Origin of the sequence: uncultured Winogradskyella sp. (genome assembly GCF_947498005.1) — a bacterium.
Classification (GTDB): domain Bacteria; phylum Bacteroidota; class Bacteroidia; order Flavobacteriales; family Flavobacteriaceae; genus Winogradskyella.
The window spans coordinates 257,156-278,744 of sequence record NZ_CANMIW010000006.1 but is presented as its reverse complement, the minus strand read 5'-3'; the positions used below and the strand labels follow the sequence as shown (position 1 = coordinate 278,744).

Annotated in this window: 10 protein-coding genes; 9 read left to right on the top strand and 1 reads right to left on the bottom strand. The window is 32.4% G+C overall.

From position 1 onward, the window contains the following. Position 1 precedes the first annotated feature (1 nt). The 6 genes from Q0891_RS12705 to Q0891_RS12680 all read left to right on the top strand — a co-directional run bounded on the left by Q0891_RS12705 (position 2) and on the right by Q0891_RS12680 (position 11,256). A complete protein-coding gene (locus tag Q0891_RS12705; RefSeq protein ID WP_299102157.1) occupies positions 2 to 2,389 on the top strand; it encodes a TIM-barrel domain-containing protein in 2,388 nt (795 codons plus the stop codon). Between the two features lie 5 nt (positions 2,390 to 2,394). Then, entirely contained in the window at positions 2,395 to 4,278 is a 1,884-nt protein-coding gene (locus Q0891_RS12700) for an alpha-amylase family glycosyl hydrolase (protein ID WP_299102155.1), read from the top strand. 41 nt (positions 4,279 to 4,319) lie between these two features. After that, entirely contained in the window at positions 4,320 to 5,996 is a 1,677-nt protein-coding gene (locus Q0891_RS12695; RefSeq protein WP_299102154.1) for an alpha-amylase family glycosyl hydrolase, read from the top strand. 182 nt (positions 5,997 to 6,178) lie between these two features. Further along, positions 6,179 to 8,299, top strand: a complete 2,121-nt coding sequence (locus tag Q0891_RS12690; protein ID WP_299102153.1) for a glycoside hydrolase family 97 protein — start codon at positions 6,179 to 6,181, stop codon at positions 8,297 to 8,299. Positions 8,300 to 8,320: 21 nt separating this feature from the next. After that, the gene (locus Q0891_RS12685; protein ID WP_299102151.1) at positions 8,321 to 8,776 is read left to right on the top strand and encodes a hypothetical protein; all 456 of its coding nucleotides are present in this window, start codon (positions 8,321 to 8,323) and stop codon (positions 8,774 to 8,776) included. Between the two features lie 107 nt (positions 8,777 to 8,883). Beyond that, on the top strand, positions 8,884 to 11,256 hold the full coding sequence (locus Q0891_RS12680) for a GAF domain-containing protein (RefSeq protein WP_299102150.1): 2,373 nt from the start codon (positions 8,884 to 8,886) through the stop codon (positions 11,254 to 11,256). Here Q0891_RS12680 and Q0891_RS12675 read toward each other — a convergent pair. After that, positions 11,253 to 12,473 carry a Pycsar system effector family protein gene (locus Q0891_RS12675; RefSeq protein ID WP_299102149.1) on the bottom strand — a complete coding sequence of 407 codons (1,221 nt, stop codon included), beginning with the start codon at positions 12,471 to 12,473 and terminating at the stop codon, positions 11,253 to 11,255. The two genes, Q0891_RS12680 and Q0891_RS12675, sit on opposite strands and share 4 nt — an antisense overlap. A 219-nt stretch (positions 12,474 to 12,692) precedes the next feature. Between Q0891_RS12675 and Q0891_RS12670 the strand changes: the two genes are divergently transcribed. The 3 genes from Q0891_RS12670 to Q0891_RS12660 all read left to right on the top strand — a co-directional run bounded on the left by Q0891_RS12670 (position 12,693) and on the right by Q0891_RS12660 (position 21,587). Beyond that, entirely contained in the window at positions 12,693 to 16,370 is a 3,678-nt protein-coding gene (locus Q0891_RS12670; protein ID WP_299102148.1) for a metallophosphoesterase, read from the top strand. Between the two features lie 55 nt (positions 16,371 to 16,425). After that, complete coding sequence (locus tag Q0891_RS12665) at positions 16,426 to 17,649, top strand: bifunctional alpha/beta hydrolase/OsmC family protein (protein WP_299102147.1); 1,224 nt, start codon at positions 16,426 to 16,428, stop codon at positions 17,647 to 17,649. A gap of 230 nt (positions 17,650 to 17,879) precedes the next feature. Then, positions 17,880 to 21,587 (top strand): metallophosphoesterase, encoded by a 3,708-nt coding sequence (locus Q0891_RS12660; protein ID WP_299102146.1) that lies wholly within the window; start codon positions 17,880 to 17,882, stop codon positions 21,585 to 21,587. Positions 21,588 to 21,589: the final 2 nt, after the last annotated feature.

Here is a 21,589-nt window from a genome sequence, read left to right as displayed (position 1 = left end):
TATGAAGCAATTAATTTTATCAATAATAATTCTTTTTTCTTTTGCCTGTTTATCGGCCCAAAATACAAATCGTGTTTTTAAAAGTGCTGTAAAACAAGGACTAGATTTAAAGATAGAAGTCAATGATGGTTATTATTTGATAAGGCCATATTCTTCTAATATTATTGAAACCACTTTTGTTCCAAAAGGTGATTATTATAAATCACAATCTCATGCTGTTGTAGCAAAACCTTATGGTTCTTATTTTGAGATGACTGATAGAGGTAATGATGTTGTATTAAAAACAAAGGGCTTATATGTAACAATTACAAAGAGCCCATTTCAAATTTCATATTACTATAAAAATCAATTTATTGTTTCAGAAAAAGAAGGTTATGTGAAAAATGACAGTTTAGAAACCATTCAATTTAACCTTACAAAAGATGAAGTATTATATGGCGGAGGCGCAAGAGCTTTAGGTATGAATCGTCGTGGAAACCGACTTCAACTATACAATAGAGCACATTATGGTTATGAAACCCATAGTGAATTAATGAATTTTACAATGCCAATTGTGGTATCATCTAAACAATACATGTTGCACTTTGATAATGCACCAATAGGATTTTTAGACTTGGATAGTAAAAGTGATAACACCTTAACTTATGAAACTATATCTGGTAGAAAAACCTATCAGGTCATCGTTGGAGATTCATGGTTAAATTTAATTAATAATTATACAGATTTAACAGGTAAGCAACCTATGCTTCCGCGTTGGGCTTTAGGGAATTTTTCTAGTCGTTTTGGTTATCATTCTCAAAAGGAAGTGGAGACGACCATTGCGACATTTAAAGACGAAAAAATTCCGGTAGATGCTATTATTCTAGATTTATATTGGTTTGGAAAAGAGTTAAAAGGCACTATGGGGAATTTGGAAGTTTTTAGAGATTCCTTCCCAGATTTTGAAGGCATGGTAAAACGCTTAAACGACAAAGGCGTAAAAACTATAACTATTACGGAGCCATTTATTTTAACAACATCAAATAAATGGGATGAAGCTGTTCAAAATAGAATCTTAGCAAAAGATGCTATGGGAAATCCGGCTAAATACGATTTCTACTTTGGCAACACTGGACTCATTGATATATATAATCCTGATGGTGAAAAATGGTTTTGGAATATCTATAAAGATTTGGCTAATAAAGGTGTTGCAGGTGTTTGGGGAGATTTGGGAGAGCCAGAAGTACATCCAGATTGGGTAATGCACAAAACAGGATCTGCTAACGAGGTTCATAATATATACGGACACGATTGGGCAAGATTAGTATATGAAGGTTATGAGCGCGATTTTCCAAATACAAGACCATTTATTTTAATGCGAGCGGGTTATTCTGGCTCACAACGCTATGGAATGATTCCATGGTCTGGAGATGTTAACAGAACTTGGGGAGGTTTACAATCGCAACCAGAAATTGCATTACAAATGGGTATGCAAGGTTTGGCATATATGCATAGTGATTTAGGTGGCTTTGCTGGTGCAAATTTAGATGATGAATTGTATGTGCGTTGGTTACAATATGGTGTTTTCAATCCTATTTTTAGACCTCATGCACAAGAAGATGTGCCAAGTGAGCCAATTTATAGGAGTGAACATGCCAAAGCATTAGCCAAGCAAGCTATAGAATTACGTTATAAATTATTGCCTTACAATTATAATTTAGTTTATGAAAATAGCCAATTAGGTAAACCTTTAATGCGACCATTGTTCTTTGAAGAACCTACGAATAAGAATTTGTTTAATTATTCAAAAGCCTATTTGTGGGGAAATGATATATTGGTGTCGCCAGTTTTAGAACCAAAAATTACAGAGCAGGAAGTTTATTTTCCAAAAGATAATGTTTGGTTTGATTTCTATACAGATGAAAAAATAAAAGGAGGACAAATAAAAACAATAGAGTTAAATGAAAATTCTATACCTACTTACATTAGAGCTGGTGCTTTCATTCCCAATCTTTCAATTATTCAAACTACTGATAATTATGATGACTCCATGTATAAGATTGAATATTATCATGATGCCAGCGTGCTATCTAGCAGTCAACAGATTTATACAGATGATGGTGTTTCTGCCAAGACCATAAAAAATAATGATTATGAAATTTTAAAGCTAGATATGAACGTAAAGGGTTCAACATTAGAATTTAAAATTAGTAATGAAATAGGAAAAAATTTCAATCCAAAATCGCGTAGATTTTATTTAACAATTCATGGTTTAGAACATAAACCCAAGCGTATAAAGGTTGGTAAGTATTCATCTTTTGATTGGTCGGAGAGTTCTAAAACTTTAAGAATTCCTATTGAAAGAAATTCAAGTGAAACATCAGTTGTAACTGTTAAACTCAAAAAGTAGTTTAAATGAAAATTATAAGAAAAAGTATTATTTTAATAGCTGTATTCAGCATTTTTGGATGTGAGAATGAAATAAAAACACCCTTAGAGTCCAAAGAAACAAAAATTAATATGAAGAAAAAAGAAGTCGTATATCAAGTTTTTACTCGCTTATTCGGAAACACGAATACCACTAATAAACCTTGGGGAACACTTCAAGAAAATGGAGTAGGTAAGTTTAATGATTTTACGGTTAAAGCTTTAAAAGAAATAAAGGATTTAGGTGTAACACATATTTGGTATACAGGAGTTCCACATCATGATGTGATTACGGATTATTCACAATTTGGGATTTCTAATGATGATCCAGATATTGTAAAAGGTCGAGCAGGTTCGCCATATGCAGTAAAAGATTACTACAATGTAAATCCAGATTTAGCTGTAAATGTTGAAAACAGACTCGAAGAATTTGAAGCTTTAATTGAACGTTCTCACAAGGTAAATTTAAAAGTTATTATCGATATTGTTCCTAATCACGTGGCTCGTAATTATCAAAGTTTAACTAATCCTGAAGGATCAACAGATTTTGGAGCAGAGGATGATAAAACAAAAACGTACGATGTTAATAATAACTTTTATTACAATCCAGGAGAAGCTTTTACAGTACCAGAATGGAAACATGGTTACCAACCCTTAGGTGGAGAAAAAAATAGTTTAGCAGATAGTAAGTTTGAAGAAATCCCTGCAAAATGGACAGGTAATGGATCTAGAGCTTCACAACCAGATATTAATGACTGGTATGAAACTGTAAAAGTAAATTACGGCATTAGTCCAGAAGGTAGAAAAGATTTTGATGAATTACCTGCTGGTTTTGAAAACGAAAATTACAAAAAGCATTACGAATTTTGGAAAGATAAAACCGTACCAAGTTCTTGGGTTAAATTTAAGGATATTGCGTTGTATTGGACGGCAAAAGGTGTTGATGGTTTTAGATACGATATGGCAGAAATGGTGCCAGTTGAATTTTGGAGTTATATGAACTCTCATGTAAAAATGAAAAACCCAGAAGCCTTTTTATTAGCTGAGGTCTATAACCCAAGTTTGTATAGAGATTACATTAAACGTGGTAAAATGGATTATTTATATGATAAAGTTCAGCTCTATGATACCCTTAAACACGTAATGCAAGGTCACGGAAGTACAGACAATATTCCACCAATTTTAAATGATTTAGGTGATATTGAACATCATATGCTTCATTTTTTAGAAAACCATGATGAGCAACGAATTGCTAGTCCAGATTTTGCTGGTAGCGCAGAAAAAGGAAAACCAGCCATGGTGGTTTCTGCAACATCATCTACTGCACCAACAATGATATATTTTGGGCAAGAATTTGGTGAACCTGGTGCAGAGGATTTAGGTTTTGGAGATCCAACAAGAACTTCAATTTTCGATTATGGCTCAGTGCCTAGTTTAGTGCGTTGGGTAAACGATAAAAAGTTTAATGGCGGACAATTAACCAAGCAAGAAGATGAACTTCGTGATTTTTATAAACGTCTATTGAATTTCACAATAAATAGTTCTGCTTTGATGGGCAATTATCAAGATCTTCAACATTACAATCATCAACACACAGAATGGTATAACGATAAAGTTTTATCGTTTGTTCGTTGGAGTAGTGATGAAAAACTAATTGTCATTTCAAATTTCAATGCAGATAACACCTATGGATTCGAGTTGCAGTTACCAGAAGATCTAGTTCAAAAATTACAACTAAAAGATGGAGAATACAACGTTGAAGATCAATTATACAATACGTACGCTTCAACTTTAAAAGTAAAAGATGGAAAGGCCAATGTAAGAATTGATATTAAGCCTTTAGAGTCGTTTATTTTGAAAATTGAAAATTAAAACGACAAGACATAATAGTTTCTATAAATTTATAAACAACAATGAAAAAACTAATTTTATTCACGATAATTCTAATCACTTTGAGTTGTAAAAATAAAGCAGAAGATAACAGAAGCAGTATGGATGCGTCAGCAGAAGTAACTGAAACACCTTTTGTTTGGGAAGGCGCAAATCTTTATTTTTTACTCACGGATAGATTTAATAATGGAGATCAATCTAATGATGTAAATTTTAATAGAACTCGAAAAACTGGTAAGCTTAGAGGTTTTAAAGGAGGTGATATAAAAGGGATTACTCAAAAAGTTAAAGAAGGTTATTTTACAAAATTAGGTATTAACGCAATTTGGATGACTCCAATTGTTGAGCAAATCCATGGAGGAACAGATGAAGGAACAGGAGTATCTTATGGTTTTCATGGGTATTGGACAAAAGATTGGACTCGTATTGATCCTAATTTTGGAACCAAAGAAGATTTGCGTGAGTTAATAAAAGAAGCACATGCAAGAGGTATTAGAATAGTATTAGATGCCGTTATTAATCATACAGGTCCTGTTACAGATAAAGATCCAGTTTGGCCAGAAGAATGGGTAAGAACAGATAAGCAATGTACCTACGATAATTATGATAATACGATTAGCTGTACGTTGGTTGCAAATCTTCCTGATATTAGAACAGAAAGTAATGAAAATGTAGAATTGCCACCGCAGTTAGTAGAAAAGTGGAAAGCCGAAGGTCGTTACGAACAAGAAGTAAAAGAACTCGATGCGTTTTTTGAAAGAACGGGCCATCCTAGAGCACCACGTTTTTATATCATGAAATGGTTAACAGATTACATTACCGAATTTGGAGTTGATGGGTATAGAGTAGATACTGTAAAACATGTCGAAGAATATGTGTGGACAGAATTCAAAGTAGAATGCGATTTTGCATTTGCAGAATACAAAAAGAATAATGCCGAAAAAGTACTAGATGACAACAATTTTTACCTTGTTGGCGAAGTATACAATTATGGCGTAAGCTCAGGCCAGGAGTTTGATTTTGGCGATAGAAAGGTCAATTATTTTAATCCACCGAGTTTTCAAAGTCTCATCAATTTTGAATTTAAATATAATTCTAAGGATAAAGATTACGAAGACTTATTTAAACATTATAATGCTATTTTACATGATGAGTTGAAGGACTTTGGAACATTAAATTACCTCAGCTCACATGATGATGGTAGTCCATTTGATGCCCAAAGAAAAAAGCCTTACGAAACTGCAAATAAACTTTTATTGTCGCCAGGAACATCACAAGTTTATTATGGAGACGAATCCTCAAGATCATTAATAGTTCCGGACACAGAAGGAGATGCTACATTGCGATCTATGATGAATTGGGATTCTATAGCCAAAAGGAAACGTACAAAAGAAGTTTTAACACATTGGCAGAAATTAGGTCAATTTAGAGCAAAACATCCTGCGGTTGGTGCAGGTACTCACCAAATGATAACGTCTTCTCCTTACTATTTTTATAGAAGCTACCAGAAAGGTAATTTTAAGGATTTAGTGCTAATAGGGTTAGACTTAGAAAAAGGCAAGAAGGTCATAGATGTTTCTAAAATTTTTGAAGAAGGAGATGTTTTAAATGATACATATTCAGGCAAAACGGCAACAGTAGAAAATGGTGAGATTACAATAGACTCAGAATTTGAAGTCGTACTGATAGAAAAAAAATAATCTATTTATTATCCTACTAGGTTTCAAAAGCCTTGTAGTTATGGATTATAGACTTAGAAGGTTTTTAAAACCTAGCAAGTCTCTTAGTAAAGTAATAAAATAAAAAAAACGAACCTATGAGGTGCCGACTGCGATTATGCTCAGTTAGCATTAATATTAGTTGGTCTAAAACTTTATACAGCATGAAAAACTACATTTCAATATTTGCAATTGCATTGGTATTATTCTCTTGTAATTCAGAAGAAAAACGAATTACAAAAATCACATCGCCAAACGAAAAAGTATTGGTAGATTTTAATGTTAATTCTGAAGGTCGACCATTTTATATGGTAAAATTTAATAATGAGACTATTGTAGATACGTCTTATCTAGGTTTTGAGTTTAAGAATATTCCAGCTTTTAATAAGAATTTCATTATTAAGAATTCAAATATTTCAACATTCAACGAAACATGGCAAATGCCTTGGGGCGAACAATCAGAGGTTGTAAATAATTATACAGAATTAAAGATAGAACTTCAAGAAACAACAAGTCCAGAACGTTTTTTGCACATTATTTTCAAAGTTTATGATGATGGCATAGGTTTTAGATACGAATTTCCGGAACAAGCACGATTAAAAAACGATGTTTTTATAACTGAAGAAAACACCGAGTTTAACCTTACAGAAGATTATAAAACCTTTTGGATTCCTGGAGATTGGGATATTTATGAGCATTTGTACAATACCACGAGTCTATCAGCAATTGATGCCTTACAATTTAAGAATCACAAGAATCTAGCACAGACCTATATACCAGAAAATGCAGTTAATACACCAGTCACTATGGTGGGTAAAGATGGAATACATCTTAGCTTTCACGAGGCAGCTTTAGTAGATTATTCAGGTATGACCTTAAAAGTAGATACCGAAAACTTAAACCTAATAAGTAATTTGGTTGGTTCAGAAAATAGGGATTACAAGGTTAAAAAGACGATGCCTTTTAATACACCTTGGCGAACGATACAAATTTCAGACAATGCGCCAGATTTAATTGCATCTAAACTTATAGTGAACCTTAACGAGCCAAATAAACTTGGCGATGTATCTTGGTTTAAACCTATGAAATACACAGGAGTTTGGTGGGAAATGCATTTAGGGAAATCCTCATGGGATTACGGAATGACTCAAGATATGAACACATGGACAGATGGTGGGAAATCGCATGGAAAACATGGTGCTACAACAGAAAATGTAAAGAATTTTATTGATTTCTCTGCTAAGAATAATATTGGTGGTGTATTAGTTGAAGGGTGGAATACTGGTTGGGAACATTGGATTGGTTTTGAAGACAGAGAAGGTGTGTTTGATTTTGTAACACCTTATCCAGATTATGATATTGCAGAGGTTGTACGTTACGGAAAAGAAAAAGGTGTCGATATTATTATGCATCATGAAACTTCTGCTGCAACAGAAACTTACGAGAAACAACAAGATACTGCCTATGCTTTGATGCAGAAATATGGTATGCATGCTGTAAAATCTGGTTACGTAGGTAAAATTCTACCAAAAGGGGAATATCATCATGGACAATACATGGTCAATCAATATAATAATGCAGCTATAAAAGCCGCTAAATATCAAGTCGCTGTAAATGCTCATGAGCCTATTAAGGCAACAGGATTACGAAGAACGTATCCTAATATTATATCTAGAGAAGGTTTACGAGGTCAAGAATTTAATGCTTGGGCAAGTGATGGTGGCAATCCACCAGAACATTTGCCAATAGTAGCGTTTACTAGAATGTTATCAGGACCAATTGATTATACACCTGGAATTTTCAATATTAAATTTGATGAATATAAACAAGACAATCAAGTTAATACAACCCTCGCACAGCAATTAGCACTTTATGTGGTTATATACAGTCCTGTGCAAATGGCTGCTGATTTAGTAGAACATTATGAAGCTAACCCTGAACCTTTGCAGTTCATCAGAGATGTTGGTGTTAATTGGAATAAATCTCTTATTTTAAATGGCGAAGTAGGTGATTATGTGACTATTGCAAGACAAGAACGAGAAACAGAAAATTGGTTTGTTGGTGGAATTACAGATGAAAATTCTAGGACTATAGATTTAGATTTTAGTTTTTTAGATAGTGACACAACTTACGAAGCTATTTTATATAAAGATGGCGAAAAGGCGCATTGGGATGATAATCCACTAGATCTTAAAATTGAAAAAATTGAACTAAATAAAGAGTCAAAGCTCTCTATAAAGCTTGCCAAAGGTGGCGGTTTTGCTTTGAGTCTAAAAACTAAATAATAATTAATTTTTTTATCCCTTATGAAAAATGTAATACTAATATTAGTATTGGCACTCTGTTTTAATGGTGCCAATGCTCAAGTTGGTGTAGGAACAACAGACCCAAAAAGCACCTTGGATATTAACGGCAATTTATCATTAAAAGTAGTAAGTGTAAATGGTGGACCAAGTGGATCTGCGACACCTATTGATGATGGTGTTTATATCAATTTAACACCAACAACTGGTAGTGAGGAATTTATATTACCAGATGCTACAGTGGTGCCAGGGAGAATTTATATTCTAAGAAATGTAACCGATACTGTAAATGCCTATATTTATACGTTCGGAGCAGGTGTGTTGTTTTTTGCTGGTGATAGTACTGCAGGTGTATCAGTTGTAAATATGACAACTACTGTAGGTAATGGAAACACTAGTAAAACTTTAATATTTATAAGTGATGGGTCTAACTGGACGTACGGTCAATTAGGATTTTAGACCTTATAGCAGACTGTTTTAAATTAAATACAAGGTGTAAGAAATTAATTCGATACACGTCTATTCTTAATATTTGTAACTTTGCCTATATAAAAAAACTACTTTTTTTGGATATTAACGATAACATAGAATCTCCTTTTGAAATAAAAATAAGTTTCAACAAACTTCTTAATCAGTATGAAAATTTAATAGCTGCTGATAATGATTTTATAGCTGCTAATGCACGACGTGTATTAAGTATAGCAGAGAAAAATCCTATTTTAAGAGATGGATTTAGTGATTTTGAAATCTTTAATACTTATGAAAAAGAGATTGAAGGATTACTCCAAGATGCTTTTAGTCCATTATTAACTAAAAATGAAATTAAAACGGCATCTATTCCATTTCATAATTTTACATTCAATTCTTCAGAGCGTTTTAAGTCTATTATAAATACAGCCGGAAGTAATTTTGATTTGGAAATTCAGAATATGCCTAAGGATCAAAAATATATTTTTGCTTGTGCAATAATTTTAAATTTTTGTTATGGTTATAATTTAAATTTTAAACGACCTTTTTTTTATGAAATACCAGATTCTAATGGTGTAATGCGTTACTACAAAATGTTGTATAACGCGGATTTTACAGAAGTTATTCCAACAGAAAACGCGCCACAGATTACTCAGCAAGATTATGATGAGCTAATAGATAATTTTGAAGATATAGAACTGTGGAAAAAGAAGTTTCCGCCAAATAGTTATCTTTTCAAAGGCTTCGTGATTTCTAATATTTTTGATATTACAGACGATCAATCCATTTCTAACGTAAAGACCACTTTAATAGGTGAGACCCAACAAAAAAGTGAAGGTTTTATGGAAGGTTTTCATGACATTTTTCAGTCTTTATTTGGGCTTAAAAATATCAAAGTTGGTTTTTCAACTTTCAATGCAGAAGAGGATGTTTTTGAGCGTATTTATGGTGTTGGCATGAATAGTTATTTACTAAATAATTTAGAAAGTCAAAATTGTACAGATGCCTTATGTACGTGGTCTTACAATAAGCTTTTAAAAGAGTTTAAATATTTTTCAGTATCTGATGTAGATAAATCTTTTGAACGGTCACAAGGCCAAGCGCCTCATATAAATGTTTTACATGAGCAAGGAATTAAAAGCGCCATTTTTGCGCCTATTGCTAATAAAGATGGTTTAATGGGTATTTTAGAGATTGTTTCTAACGAGCCTAAAATCTTAAATAGTATCAATGCTAATAAATTGGTGGATGTTATGCCCTTTATTGTAAGTGCCGTAGAACGTTCTAAAAATGAAGAGTCTAATTTAATTGAAGCAATAATACAAAAAGAATGTACATCAATACACTCTAGTGTACAGTGGAGATTTAAGAAAGAAGCGAAGCAATTTATTAAGGACCAAATGAATGGTAAAGACACTAATTTTAATAAAATTGCTTTTGAAAATATCTATCCACTTTACGGTCAAATAGACATAAAAGGGTCATCAGAAGCTAGAAATTGGGCAACTCAAAAAGATTTATCATTACAACTTAATGCATTAAAGAATGTTTTGTCTAATGCTTTTCAATTAGAAGCACTTCCAATTTATGAACAATTTATATATCAAATTGATAGCTTTTTAGAAAGTGTTGATTCTCATTTTCAGGTTGATAGTGAGCATCAAATTTCTGTTTTTATTAAAAAGGAAGTAGAGCCTGTTTTAAAACATTTGTACACTGTTGATGCATTAAAAGAAGAAATTGATAACTATTTTGAAAAAATAAATTCGCAAGCAGATACTTTATATCATCATAGAAAACAATACGATGATACTATATCACTTATAAATAAAGAAATGGCTTCTATTTTAGATACTAAACAAGAAGAAGCACAACAAATGTATCCGCATTATTTTGAGCGTTTTAAAACTGATGGTGTAGAACATAATATGTATATCGGTGAATCCTTAACTAAAGAAGATAGTTTTAATACAATTTACTTATATAATTTAAGGTTATGGCAATTACAAGTGATGGTAGAAATGGAGAATGCTTATTATCAAATGCAACCAGATTTTCCAGTAGCGTTAGATGTTGCGTCGATGATTTTGGTATTCAATCAGCCATTGTCTATTAGTTTTAGAATGGATGAAAAACAATTTGATGTTGATGGAACATACAATGCTAGATATGAAATTGTAAAGAAACGGGTGGATAAAGCCTTTATAAAGGGTACCAACGAACGCGTGACTCAAAAAGGTAAATTGAGTATTGTTTATTCTCAGAGAGAAGACGAAATGGAGTATTTACAATACGTAAAATTCTTGCAGGCTAAAAAATACCTAGATACAGATGTAGAAATTGTAGAATTGCAAGATTTACAGGCTGTAACAGGTTTAAAAGCTATACGAGTTAGTGTTTTGTATCACAAAGCGAAAAACGACAAGGAGTTTTATACCTATGAAGATTTAATGAAAGAAATTAAAGCTTAATTTACAATTGTAGTTATTGGAGATTCTTGGCCAGATAGTTGAAAAGCTATAGCAAACGATATTACACTAACTACAATCCCAATCGCAAAAAAGGTATAGGTCAGTCTTAAAATCTTATACTTTCTATTTAAAACTAAACCGAGGAAATAGAGATCTTTAGTCAGTGATCCGTAAAGGTATTCCTTGTCTTGCATCATTTCCTCCATTGCCCATTCAAACTCTTCAAGTTTCATTTTGTGAAAGTTTCCAAAGAATAACAAGTTTACTTTTTTATTAGCGACATCCTCCTTTGTGAATTTTCCGCTAGTTACATTCGGTCGTGTTGCTATTACAGACAAAACAATTGATACAACTGTAAATATTGTAAAAATGAACGTTGGCCAAATAAGATATTCGTTTGTAGGGTTATCTAGTTTAGAAACTAAGTTAGATAAGACTAACGAGATGATAATGGCATTTACAGATAATAAAATATTAGCTTTTGTGTCTGCAATATCACTTAATGTAATGTGATTTCTTAATGCAACTCTAAACATAGTTTCTATACCACGATCTGGTAAGTCTAACTTTGCTTTCTTAAAATTTAATTCTGCCTTTTTCTGTTTTAATTTTTCTGTATTTGCTTTTACTTTATTTTGATTTTGTAAAAGGTTGGCTAAATTTTTCCCTTTACGACCTTCCCATTTCTTTGTTGCTAAGTCGGTGTAAAAACTATGGTTGGTTAAAAAGGCAATATTTTCTTTTATCCATTCAGTCTTAGATACTTTTTTACCTAAAGTCAGTTCCCATTCTTTTCTTAATAAAGACGCGTATTTGCGGTAGTTTTTACTAGATAAATGTGCACAATCTGCATCTTTAATATAACCCTCTAATTTATTAGTAGGTTGGTAACCCATTGTAGTAGCTAAAATAATAGCGGAAATGCTTTCAATAGTTTTATCAGAAACATTTTGAGATTTTAAAAATTCCGTTGCTATTTTTACACTTTCCTGCTCGTGCCCTTCGATAGTTTTAGTAAATCCAGTATCATGAAACCAAGCAGCAACTAACAATTGATCTTTTTCGGTTTCGTTTAAAGGACCTTCTTCCAAAAGTTCGTTCACTTTACCAACAACCCTTTGCGTATGCGCAAGGTTATGATATACAAATGAGGCATCTAAATTACTATTTAAATAAGCTATAACGTATTTTTCTGCTTCTACTACAATGTTCTTCATATAATAAATTGTGAGACTAAATTAAGAATTTTTTATAAGCTTAGTTAATATTTGAGTTAGCAATCCTATTTCTCGTTTTATTTTTAACAGTTGTTAGGTTCGTTAACTTACTAATTCCTGTTTCAACGATTCATAGTCATTTAATTACCTTATAATTCAGTTTTTTAAGATTCTACAATAGGGTAATTAATTCGTATTTTTGAATACCAACCCTTTTTTATGAAAATAGTATACAAGTACGGGATTTTTTTAGTCTCAATATTAGTTTTTAATGCGTGTGCAACTTATAAAAAACAAGTTGTACGTGATGCAGAAGTTGCCCAGCCAAAACATAAAGAATTAGCGCATACATTTTATCTTATTGGTAATGCAGGTGACTCAAACCTAGGCGAAAGTTTTGATGCTTTAAAAGCTTTTAAAGTTGAATTGGAAAAAGCAGATAAAAAGAGTACGGCTATTTTTTTAGGTGATAATGTCTACCCAAAAGGTATTCCAAATAAATCATCAAAATTTTATGATTTAGCAAAACATAGGCTGCTGTTGCAAACGGAAGCAGTTAAAAATTTTGAAGGTAAAACTATTTTTCTGCCAGGAAATCAGGATTGGTATTCTGGAATCAAAGGTTTAAAAGCCCAAGAAAAAATAGTTGAAAAAGAATTAGGGAAAGATAGTTTTTTACCTGAAGATGGATGTTCTATTGATAAAATTCATGTTTCAGATGACATTGAACTTATTCTGGTTGATACGCATTGGTACATAAACAATTGGGACGAGCAACCAACTATTAATGACGACTGCGAATTAAAAACAAGACAGAATTTTTTAGATGAGTTTAGTGATTTAGTTAAAAAAGCGCGAGGCAAAACTACAATTATAGCATTGCATCATCCCATGTATACTAATGGTCCTCATGGTGGTCAGTTTAGTGTAAAAAGTAACTGGTCACCTGCACCAATTGTAGGAACTTTAAATAATGTTTTTAGAAAAACAAGTGGTCGTGTAGAAACAGATTTACAAAATGCGTACTACAACGAATTAAAAAAGCGTTTAGTAACGCTAGCGCAAGTAAATGATAAGGTTGTTTTTGTATCTGGTCATGAACACAGTTTGCAATATTTAATTGATGATAATTTACGTCAAATTGTTTCTGGTTCAGGATCTAATGTGTCTGCTGTAAGAAATGTTGGTGCTGGTATTTTTGGATATAGTACACCAGGTTATGCTACGTTACGTGTTTACACAGATGGTTCTACCCATGTATCCTTCTATTCATCCGATGAAGATGCAATTGTATTTGAAACAGAAGTTTTTCCGCAAGATGCACCATTAGAACTTAAAACATATAAAGAAAATTTAGAGTCGCATACAACGGCTTCTATTTATGCAACAGAAGAAACGGATGTTACTGGGTTTCGAAAATTCCTTTGGGGAGATCGTTATAGAAAAGAGTTTAGTACCAAAGTTATGGTGCCAAATGTAAAGTTAGACACACTATATGGTGGTTTAGTTCCTGTAAGGCAAGGTGGTGGAAATCAGTCTAAATCCTTAAGGTTAGAAGATAAAAACGGAACACAATATGTGATGCGAGCTGTCCGTAAACAAGCTCTTCAATATCTACAAGCTGTACTTTTTAAAGATCAGTTTATTGATGGTCAGTTTGATAATACTGCGACCGAAGATTTAATTTTAGATGTTTTTGCAGGTTCTTATCCATATGCGCCATTGATTATTGGAGATTTAGCAGATGCAATTGGTGTTTATCATACAAATCCGGTTCTCTATTTTGTACCAAAACAAGAACGATTAGGAGAATATAATAACGACTATGGTGATGAACTTTATATGATTGAAGAACATACATCTGAAGGTCATAATGACAAAGCAAGTTTTGGGTTTCAAAATGAATTGTTATCAACGCTTGATATGATGAAAAAAATTCATAAAGATGAAGATATAATCATAGATGAGCCTTCGTATATAAAAGCAAGATTGTTTGATATGCTAATTGGTGATTGGGATAGGCATCAAGATCAATGGCGCTGGATAGAATTTAAGGAAGATGGGAAAAAAATATATAGACCAATGCCAAGAGATCGTGATCAAGCGTTCTCAAAAATGTCAGATGGTTTTCTTTTGGGTACAGCCGTTAAACTAATGCCAACTGCACGTTTATTGAGGGCGTATTCTAATGATTTAGTAGATGTAAAAGGTGTTAATGTAGAACCTTATCCGCTAGATATGGAAATTATAGTGAGATCTGGTAAAGTAGATTGGGATGCGCAGGTAAAAATTATACAAGAAGGTATCACGGATGAAGTCATAGAAAAAGCTTTTGCAAATATTCCAAATGAAATGCCAAGTGAGTCTATTAAGGATATTAAGAAAAAATTGAAAGCTAGACGAGGTAATCTTCAAGCGATATCAGATCGTTATTTTGAATTACTCAATGAGTATGCCGTTATTAAAGGGACTAATAAAGACGATTGGTTTGATATACAACGTTTACCAAATGGACAAACAAAAGTTACAGTTTACAGGATTAAAAAAGGAGAAAAAAAGGATAAGTTTCACGAGAGAACGTATAATAAAAATGAAACTAAAGAAATTTGGATCTATGCATTAGACGACGATGATGTATTTGAGGTCACAGGAGAAGGTGATAGCTATATCAAAGTAATTTTAATAGGAGGTCAAAATAATGATAAGTATAACATTGAAAATGGAAAACGTTTAATTTGCTATGATTACAAATCCAAAAAAAACACATTTGTTACAGATAAAGGACGTATAATATTAACTGATGATTATGAAACAAATGTGTACGATTATAAGAAACTCAAAAATAGTACGAACCAAATCATCCCAACATTAGGCGCAAATCCTGATGACGGATTTAAGTTAGGGATTCAAAATGTTTACACAACTTATGGCTTTGTGCGTAATCCGTTTACTGCTCAGCATAAACTTTCAGCAGCTTACTACTTTGCAACTGAAGGTTATGAATTAAACTATATAGGTGATTTTGCGAAAGTAGTTGGTAATTTTAATTTAGGTATAGATTTGCGTTTTACTAGCCCTAATTATGCATTTAATTTCTTTGGTTATGGAAATGATTCATTAAACCCAGAAGATGATACATCAGATGGATTAGATGTTAATTTAGATTACAATAGAGTAAAACTTCAAACCTTAAAGTTTGAACCGTCTCTTAAATGGATAGGTAGATATGGTGCAAGTTTTAAATTTGGTTTAACCTATGAGTCTATAGAAGTAGAAAAAACGGAAGGACGATTTATTAATTCGGTAATTGGTGATAATATAGAAGTTGAAAATGTTTTTTATGGAGCAGATGCCACTTACCAATTTGCACATTCAGATACTGAAGTATTTCCAACATTAGGATTCTTATTTAATATTCATGGCGGATTTAGAAATAATGTAGAAACCTCAAAAGGGTTTGGTTATGTAATATCTGAGTTTGGGTTAGATTATAAATTGGTTCCAAATGGTCAATTAGTATTGGCAACAAAGCTTAGAGGACATTTTAATATTGGAGATAATTATGAGTTTTACCAAGGCGCAACAATAGGAGCTAATAACGGTTTAAGAGGTTATAGAAACCAAAGATTTAATGGTAAAAGTGCTTTTGTACAAAGTACAGATTTAAGATTAAACCTAACTAAAGTAAGGACTGTCATAACACCTATGAAACTTGGGTTGTATGGAGGTTTTGATTACGGTAAAGTTTGGATTAGTAATGGGAATTCTGACCATTGGAATACGTCAATTGGTGGAGGCGTTTTTGCTATTGCAGCAGACTTATTAACGCTTAATTTATCAGCTTTTAATAGTGATGAAGGTGTGCGTTTTGCATTTAAATTAGGCTTTGATTTTTAAAAATTTGGGTAAGGTTTCATATTATTTGTAGACCTATAGATGAATCGCGTATATTATGAAAAACACAAAATTAAAAATTGAAAATAGAAAAGGAGATATTTTAAGTGCTCATCTAGAGTTGCCTGCAAATCAAAAGCCAAATTACTTTGCCATTTTTGCGCATTGTTTTACATGTAGTAGTAATCTCAATGCAGCTAGGAATGTGAGTAGAACACTGACACAACAAGGTTTTGGAGTCATAAGATTTGATTTTACAGGTTTAGGCAAAAGTGAAGGCAAATTTGCAGATAGCCATTTTTCTGCTAATGTAGAAGATTTAATAGATGTTCATGCATATATATCGCAAGCTTATACAGCACCAAGTTTATTAGTTGGGCATTCTTTAGGAGGTGCAGCTGTACTTGTAGCGGCTTCAAGAATTGCAGATGTTAAAGCAGTAGCAACAATTGGTGCACCAGCAACAGTAGATCATGTTAAACATTTGTTCTCTCATCAAATAGATGATAATAACGCAACCAATGATGTAGAGGTAAATATTGGTGGGCGACCATTTGTGATAAATAATGATTTCGTTAAAGAATTTGATAAAATAGATTTACCAGAAGTTGTAAAAAATCTTCGTAAGCCATTATTAATAATGCATTCGCCTTTTGATAAAATTGTTGGTGTAGAAAACGCTGAGAAGTTGTATAAAACGGCCTTACATCCTAAAAGCTTCATTACTTTAGATAATGCAGATCATTTATTAACAGATGTAATTGATAGCCAATATGCTGGTGAAATGATTGGGACTTGGGCAAAACGTTATTTTCCTAAAGAAGAAAATAAAATGATTAGTACAGAAGGCGAACAATTGGTCGGTCATCTCAACATTGTAGAAGATAACTTTACAACAACTATTCAAACTAAAAACCATGCTTTAATTGCAGATGAACCCATAAGTATTGGTGGTAATGATTTTGGTCCTTCTCCTTACGAGTATCTCAATGCCGCCTTAGCAGCTTGTACTGTAATGACACTAAAAATGTATGCAGAGCGAAAACATTGGGATTTAAAGGAGGTTTATGTTTACGTTTCGCATTCTAGAAAGCACAGTGATGACCTAAAATTAGAAGTTGATAAGCCAAAATACTTAGATCATATCAGTAAAAAGCTTAAGTTTATTGGTAACTTAGATTCTGATCAAAGAGAGCGATTAAAAGAAATATCGTCGCGTTGTCCTGTACATAAAACTATAGCGAGTGAATTAATCTTTGAAACGCAATTACTTCAAGATTAGAGAATTATTTATAAAAGATAACAGTCAGAATTGATAGTATTAGACTTTGGTTGTTTATGTCGTAATTTTTTTAAAGATGCGGTATAACCAATTCAATTTTTGTTGTTTTTCTAATGGTAATTACTATTTTATAAATTCTACGCGCTAATGTGCGTAAATGGATTAATATTTTAAGATTGTTATTAAATCCATTAACTAATCTAATATACCTTTACATTATAAATATACACATGAGAAATTTTATCAAGAAAACAATTATTATACTATCGTCAATTATATTAAGCGCTTGCGCAACAGAAAAGGCCTTGTATAAAAGTGAAGATGATAAATCTGGTGTTTTGCCTAATAAAAAGGTAGATAAGGTATTCTATCTAATTGGAGATGCAGGGAAATCTCCTAAAGGCGGAATGTCTAAAGGTCTTACAGCTTTTAACAATTACACTAAAAATAAAAGTACTAAAGGGGACTTTGTGATTTTTTTAGGAGATAATATTTATCCAGCGGGTTTACCAAAGAAAGATAAAAAAGGAAGGGCTGAAGCAGAAAATGCATTAGATGGCCAAATATTATCAATCAAAGGGTTTGATGGCGAAGTTCTTTTTATTCCTGGCAATCATGATTGGTACGCAGATGGAGTTAAAGGAGTTAAGAGAGAAGAAAAGTATATTGAAGATGCTATCGGTAAAAATACGTTTCAACCAGAGAATGGATGTCCTTTAGAGAGTATTGATGTTAGTGAAACTGTACAGTTAATAGTCATTGATACGCAATGGTATTTAGAAAATTGGAATGATCATCCAACTATTAACGATGAGTGTGAAATAAAGACTAGAGAACGCTTTTTTGAAGAATTAGAAGGGGAACTTAAAAAAGCTCAAGGCAAAACAATTGTCTTTGCGATGCATCACCCAATGTATACAAATGGTGTGCATGGTGGCCAGTATGCTTTTTCTAAACACCTTTTTCCTGGCCAGAAAAAAATACCGTTACCAATATTAGCCTCATTGGCTACACAGATAAGAACTCAAGGTGGCGTTTCTATTCAAGACCGTTACAATGAGCGTTATAATAAATTAATGAAGCGAATTGAAACGTTAACTTTTGATACTAAGAACCTTGTTTTTGTTTCAGGCCATGAACATACCTTACAGTATATAGAAAATGAAAATGTAAAACAAATTGTCTCAGGATCTGGAGCTAAAGAATCTTATGCTAATCTTAATAATAATGGATTGTTTTCTTACGGAAAACAAGGGTTTGCAGAATTAACCATTTATGAAGATGGTAGCAGTTGGGTTTCATTTTTCGGTGAAGAAAACGGTAAGGCTAAAAAGTTATTTACCAAAATGATATTTGAGCCTACAAAAACGTATGACGTATCTGTTTTGCCTGATACTTTTCCACAAGAAATTGAAACATCTATTTATACTGCTGAGGAAACTGATAAAACTGGGTTTTTTGAGTCGGTTTGGGGAAGTCATTATAGAGATATTTATGGTACAAAGATAAAAGCTAAGGTGGCTACACTAGATACATTATATGGTGGTTTAGAGGTTGTGCGAGCAGGTGGTGGTCACCAAACAAAATCGTTACGCTTAAAAACCAAGGATGGAAGGGAGCTAAATATGAGGGCGTTACGAAAAAGTGCTACACAATATTTACAAACTGTTGTTTTTAAAAATACTCATATAGAAGATGAGTTTGAGAAAACCGCAGTAGAAGATCTAATTCAAGATTTTTATACAGCAGCACATCCATATGCATTTAAAGTAGTTCCAGACTTATCTGACGCTGCTCAGGTTTACCATACAAATCCAAAGATATATTACATTCCAAAACATAAAAACTTAGGAAAGTTTAATGATGAGTATGGTGATGAACTTTATATGATTGAAGAGCGTCCAGAAGAAAATTATACTGATGAAAGAAACTTTGGTTACGCTGATGACATTGAAAGCACTCATGATATCATTGCGAAAATTAGAGAGGATGAGAAATATAAAATTGATGAAAATTCTTATGTAAGAGCACGACTTTTTGATATGTTAATTGGCGATTGGGATAGACATCAAGATCAATGGCGATGGGCACAATTTGATCAAGAAAATGGTGATAAACTATATAGGCCAATTCCAAGAGATAGAGATCAAGTGTTTTCTAACTTCGATGGAGCGTTATTAGATGTTATGAAAGTTATATCTGGTTCTACAAAGCAATTGCAAGTCTATGATGCAGAGCTAAAAGATATTGAATGGATGAACGCAGCAGGAGTTAAGCTAGATCGTATTTTGGTTCAGAAATCTACCAAAGAGAAATGGCTTGAACATGCCAAATTTATTCAGGAGAATATTACTGATGAAATCATTGATAAGGCGTTTTTAAAAGTACCAAAAGAAGTACAAGATGAAACTTTAGAAGATATTAAAGTTAAACTAAAGGGAAGACGAGCTCATCTTATAGATATTGCTGAGCGCTATTATACATATCTCAATGAGTTAGTGATTTTAACAGGTACTGATAAGGATGACTATATAGAAGTCACTAGATTAAGAGATAATGAAACCAATGTAAAAATTTATAGAATTATAGATGGTGAAAAGAGTGAAGTGCTTGTAGATAAAACTTTTAATAAAGATACAACTAAGGAGATCTGGATTTATGGTTTAGACGATAAAGACATATTTGAAGTTAATGGAAAAGCAAATAATTTAATTTTCACTAGACTTATTGGCGGTCAACAAAATGATACCTATATTATAAATAGTGGCAGACGAATAAAGGTGTATGATCACAAAAGCAAACCAAATACTATAAAAGTCAATAATAGAGGAGTAGTAAGGTTAACAGATGTCTATAATTTAAATTTATTCGATTTTAAAAAAAATATAGTTACTAATAGTGTGATAACACCTGCAATTGGTTTTAATCCAGATGATGGAATGTTAGTGGGAGTTCAGTTTATTAAGACTAAGAAAGGCTTTCAACGTAATCCATTTTCGCATCAACATCGATTTAAAGGTGGTTATTATTTTGCGACGCAAGGCTTCTCTTTAAATTATGATGGAGAATTTGCCAACATAAAGGACGATTGGAACTTACACATTGGAGGGCAATTTACTTCAGATAATTTCACAAATAATTTCTTTGGTTATGGAAATGAAACAATCAATTTAGATGACGACCTCGATTTAGATTACAATAGAGTAAGAACAAGTATTTATATGCTCAAAGCTGGAATTCTAAAGAAAGGTAATTTTGGTAGCAATTATGGTTTTAGAACTGTTTTTGAAGCTATAGAAATTGATGAGTCTTCAGATAGATTCATTTCTGAGTTTAGTGATGCAACTAATGATGGATTTTATGACAGAAGAGTATTTGGAGCAATAGAAGGAGAGTACACATATAATAGTTTTGACGAACGACTTAACCCAACAAGAGGAATGACCTTTTTACTCAATTTAGGCGTTAAAACAGAGTTTGCAGAAACAGAAAATACTTATGGTTATATTAACTCTAATTTAGGTTTTTATAATGCGCTTTCACAAAATAGAAAATTAGTATTAAAAACAGATTTAAGGACTCAATTTAGAATTGGAGATGACTTAATCTTTTATCAAGCTGCAAATATTGGCGGGCGAAATGGACTACGAGGGTTTAGAAATGAACGTTTTACCGGAAGAAACTCATTAGTTGGTAGTACTGATTTACGTTATAGTTTTAACCAATTTAAAACAAATACACTTCCATTGAAAATTGGTGTTTTTGGCGGGTTTGATGTTGGTAGAGTATGGCTTAAAAATGAAAATTCAGATAAATGGCATAATGATTATGGTGGTGGTTTTTGGATTACTGCAGCAGAAAGCCTCTCGGGAACATTTAATTTGTTTAACAGTGTGGAAGGCTTAAGATTCTTATTTGAATTTAATTTAAATTTTTAAAA

Bases quoted from the DNA above. Each gene is read 5' to 3' on its own strand.
- Q0891_RS12660 (WP_299102146.1), top strand. From the start codon at position 17,880: ATGAGAAATTTTATCAAGAAAACAATTATTATACTATCGTCAATTATA.
- Q0891_RS12675 (WP_299102149.1), bottom strand. From the start codon at position 12,473: ATGAAGAACATTGTAGTAGAAGCAGAAAAATACGTTATAGCTTATTTA.
- Q0891_RS12700 (WP_299102155.1), top strand. From the start codon at position 2,395: ATGAAAATTATAAGAAAAAGTATTATTTTAATAGCTGTATTCAGCATT.
- Q0891_RS12665 (WP_299102147.1), top strand. From the start codon at position 16,426: ATGAAAAACACAAAATTAAAAATTGAAAATAGAAAAGGAGATATTTTA.
- Q0891_RS12695 (WP_299102154.1), top strand. From the start codon at position 4,320: ATGAAAAAACTAATTTTATTCACGATAATTCTAATCACTTTGAGTTGT.
- Q0891_RS12685 (WP_299102151.1), top strand. From the start codon at position 8,321: ATGAAAAATGTAATACTAATATTAGTATTGGCACTCTGTTTTAATGGT.
- Q0891_RS12670 (WP_299102148.1), top strand. From the start codon at position 12,693: ATGAAAATAGTATACAAGTACGGGATTTTTTTAGTCTCAATATTAGTT.
- Q0891_RS12690 (WP_299102153.1), top strand. From the start codon at position 6,179: ATGAAAAACTACATTTCAATATTTGCAATTGCATTGGTATTATTCTCT.
- Q0891_RS12705 (WP_299102157.1), top strand. From the start codon at position 2: ATGAAGCAATTAATTTTATCAATAATAATTCTTTTTTCTTTTGCCTGT.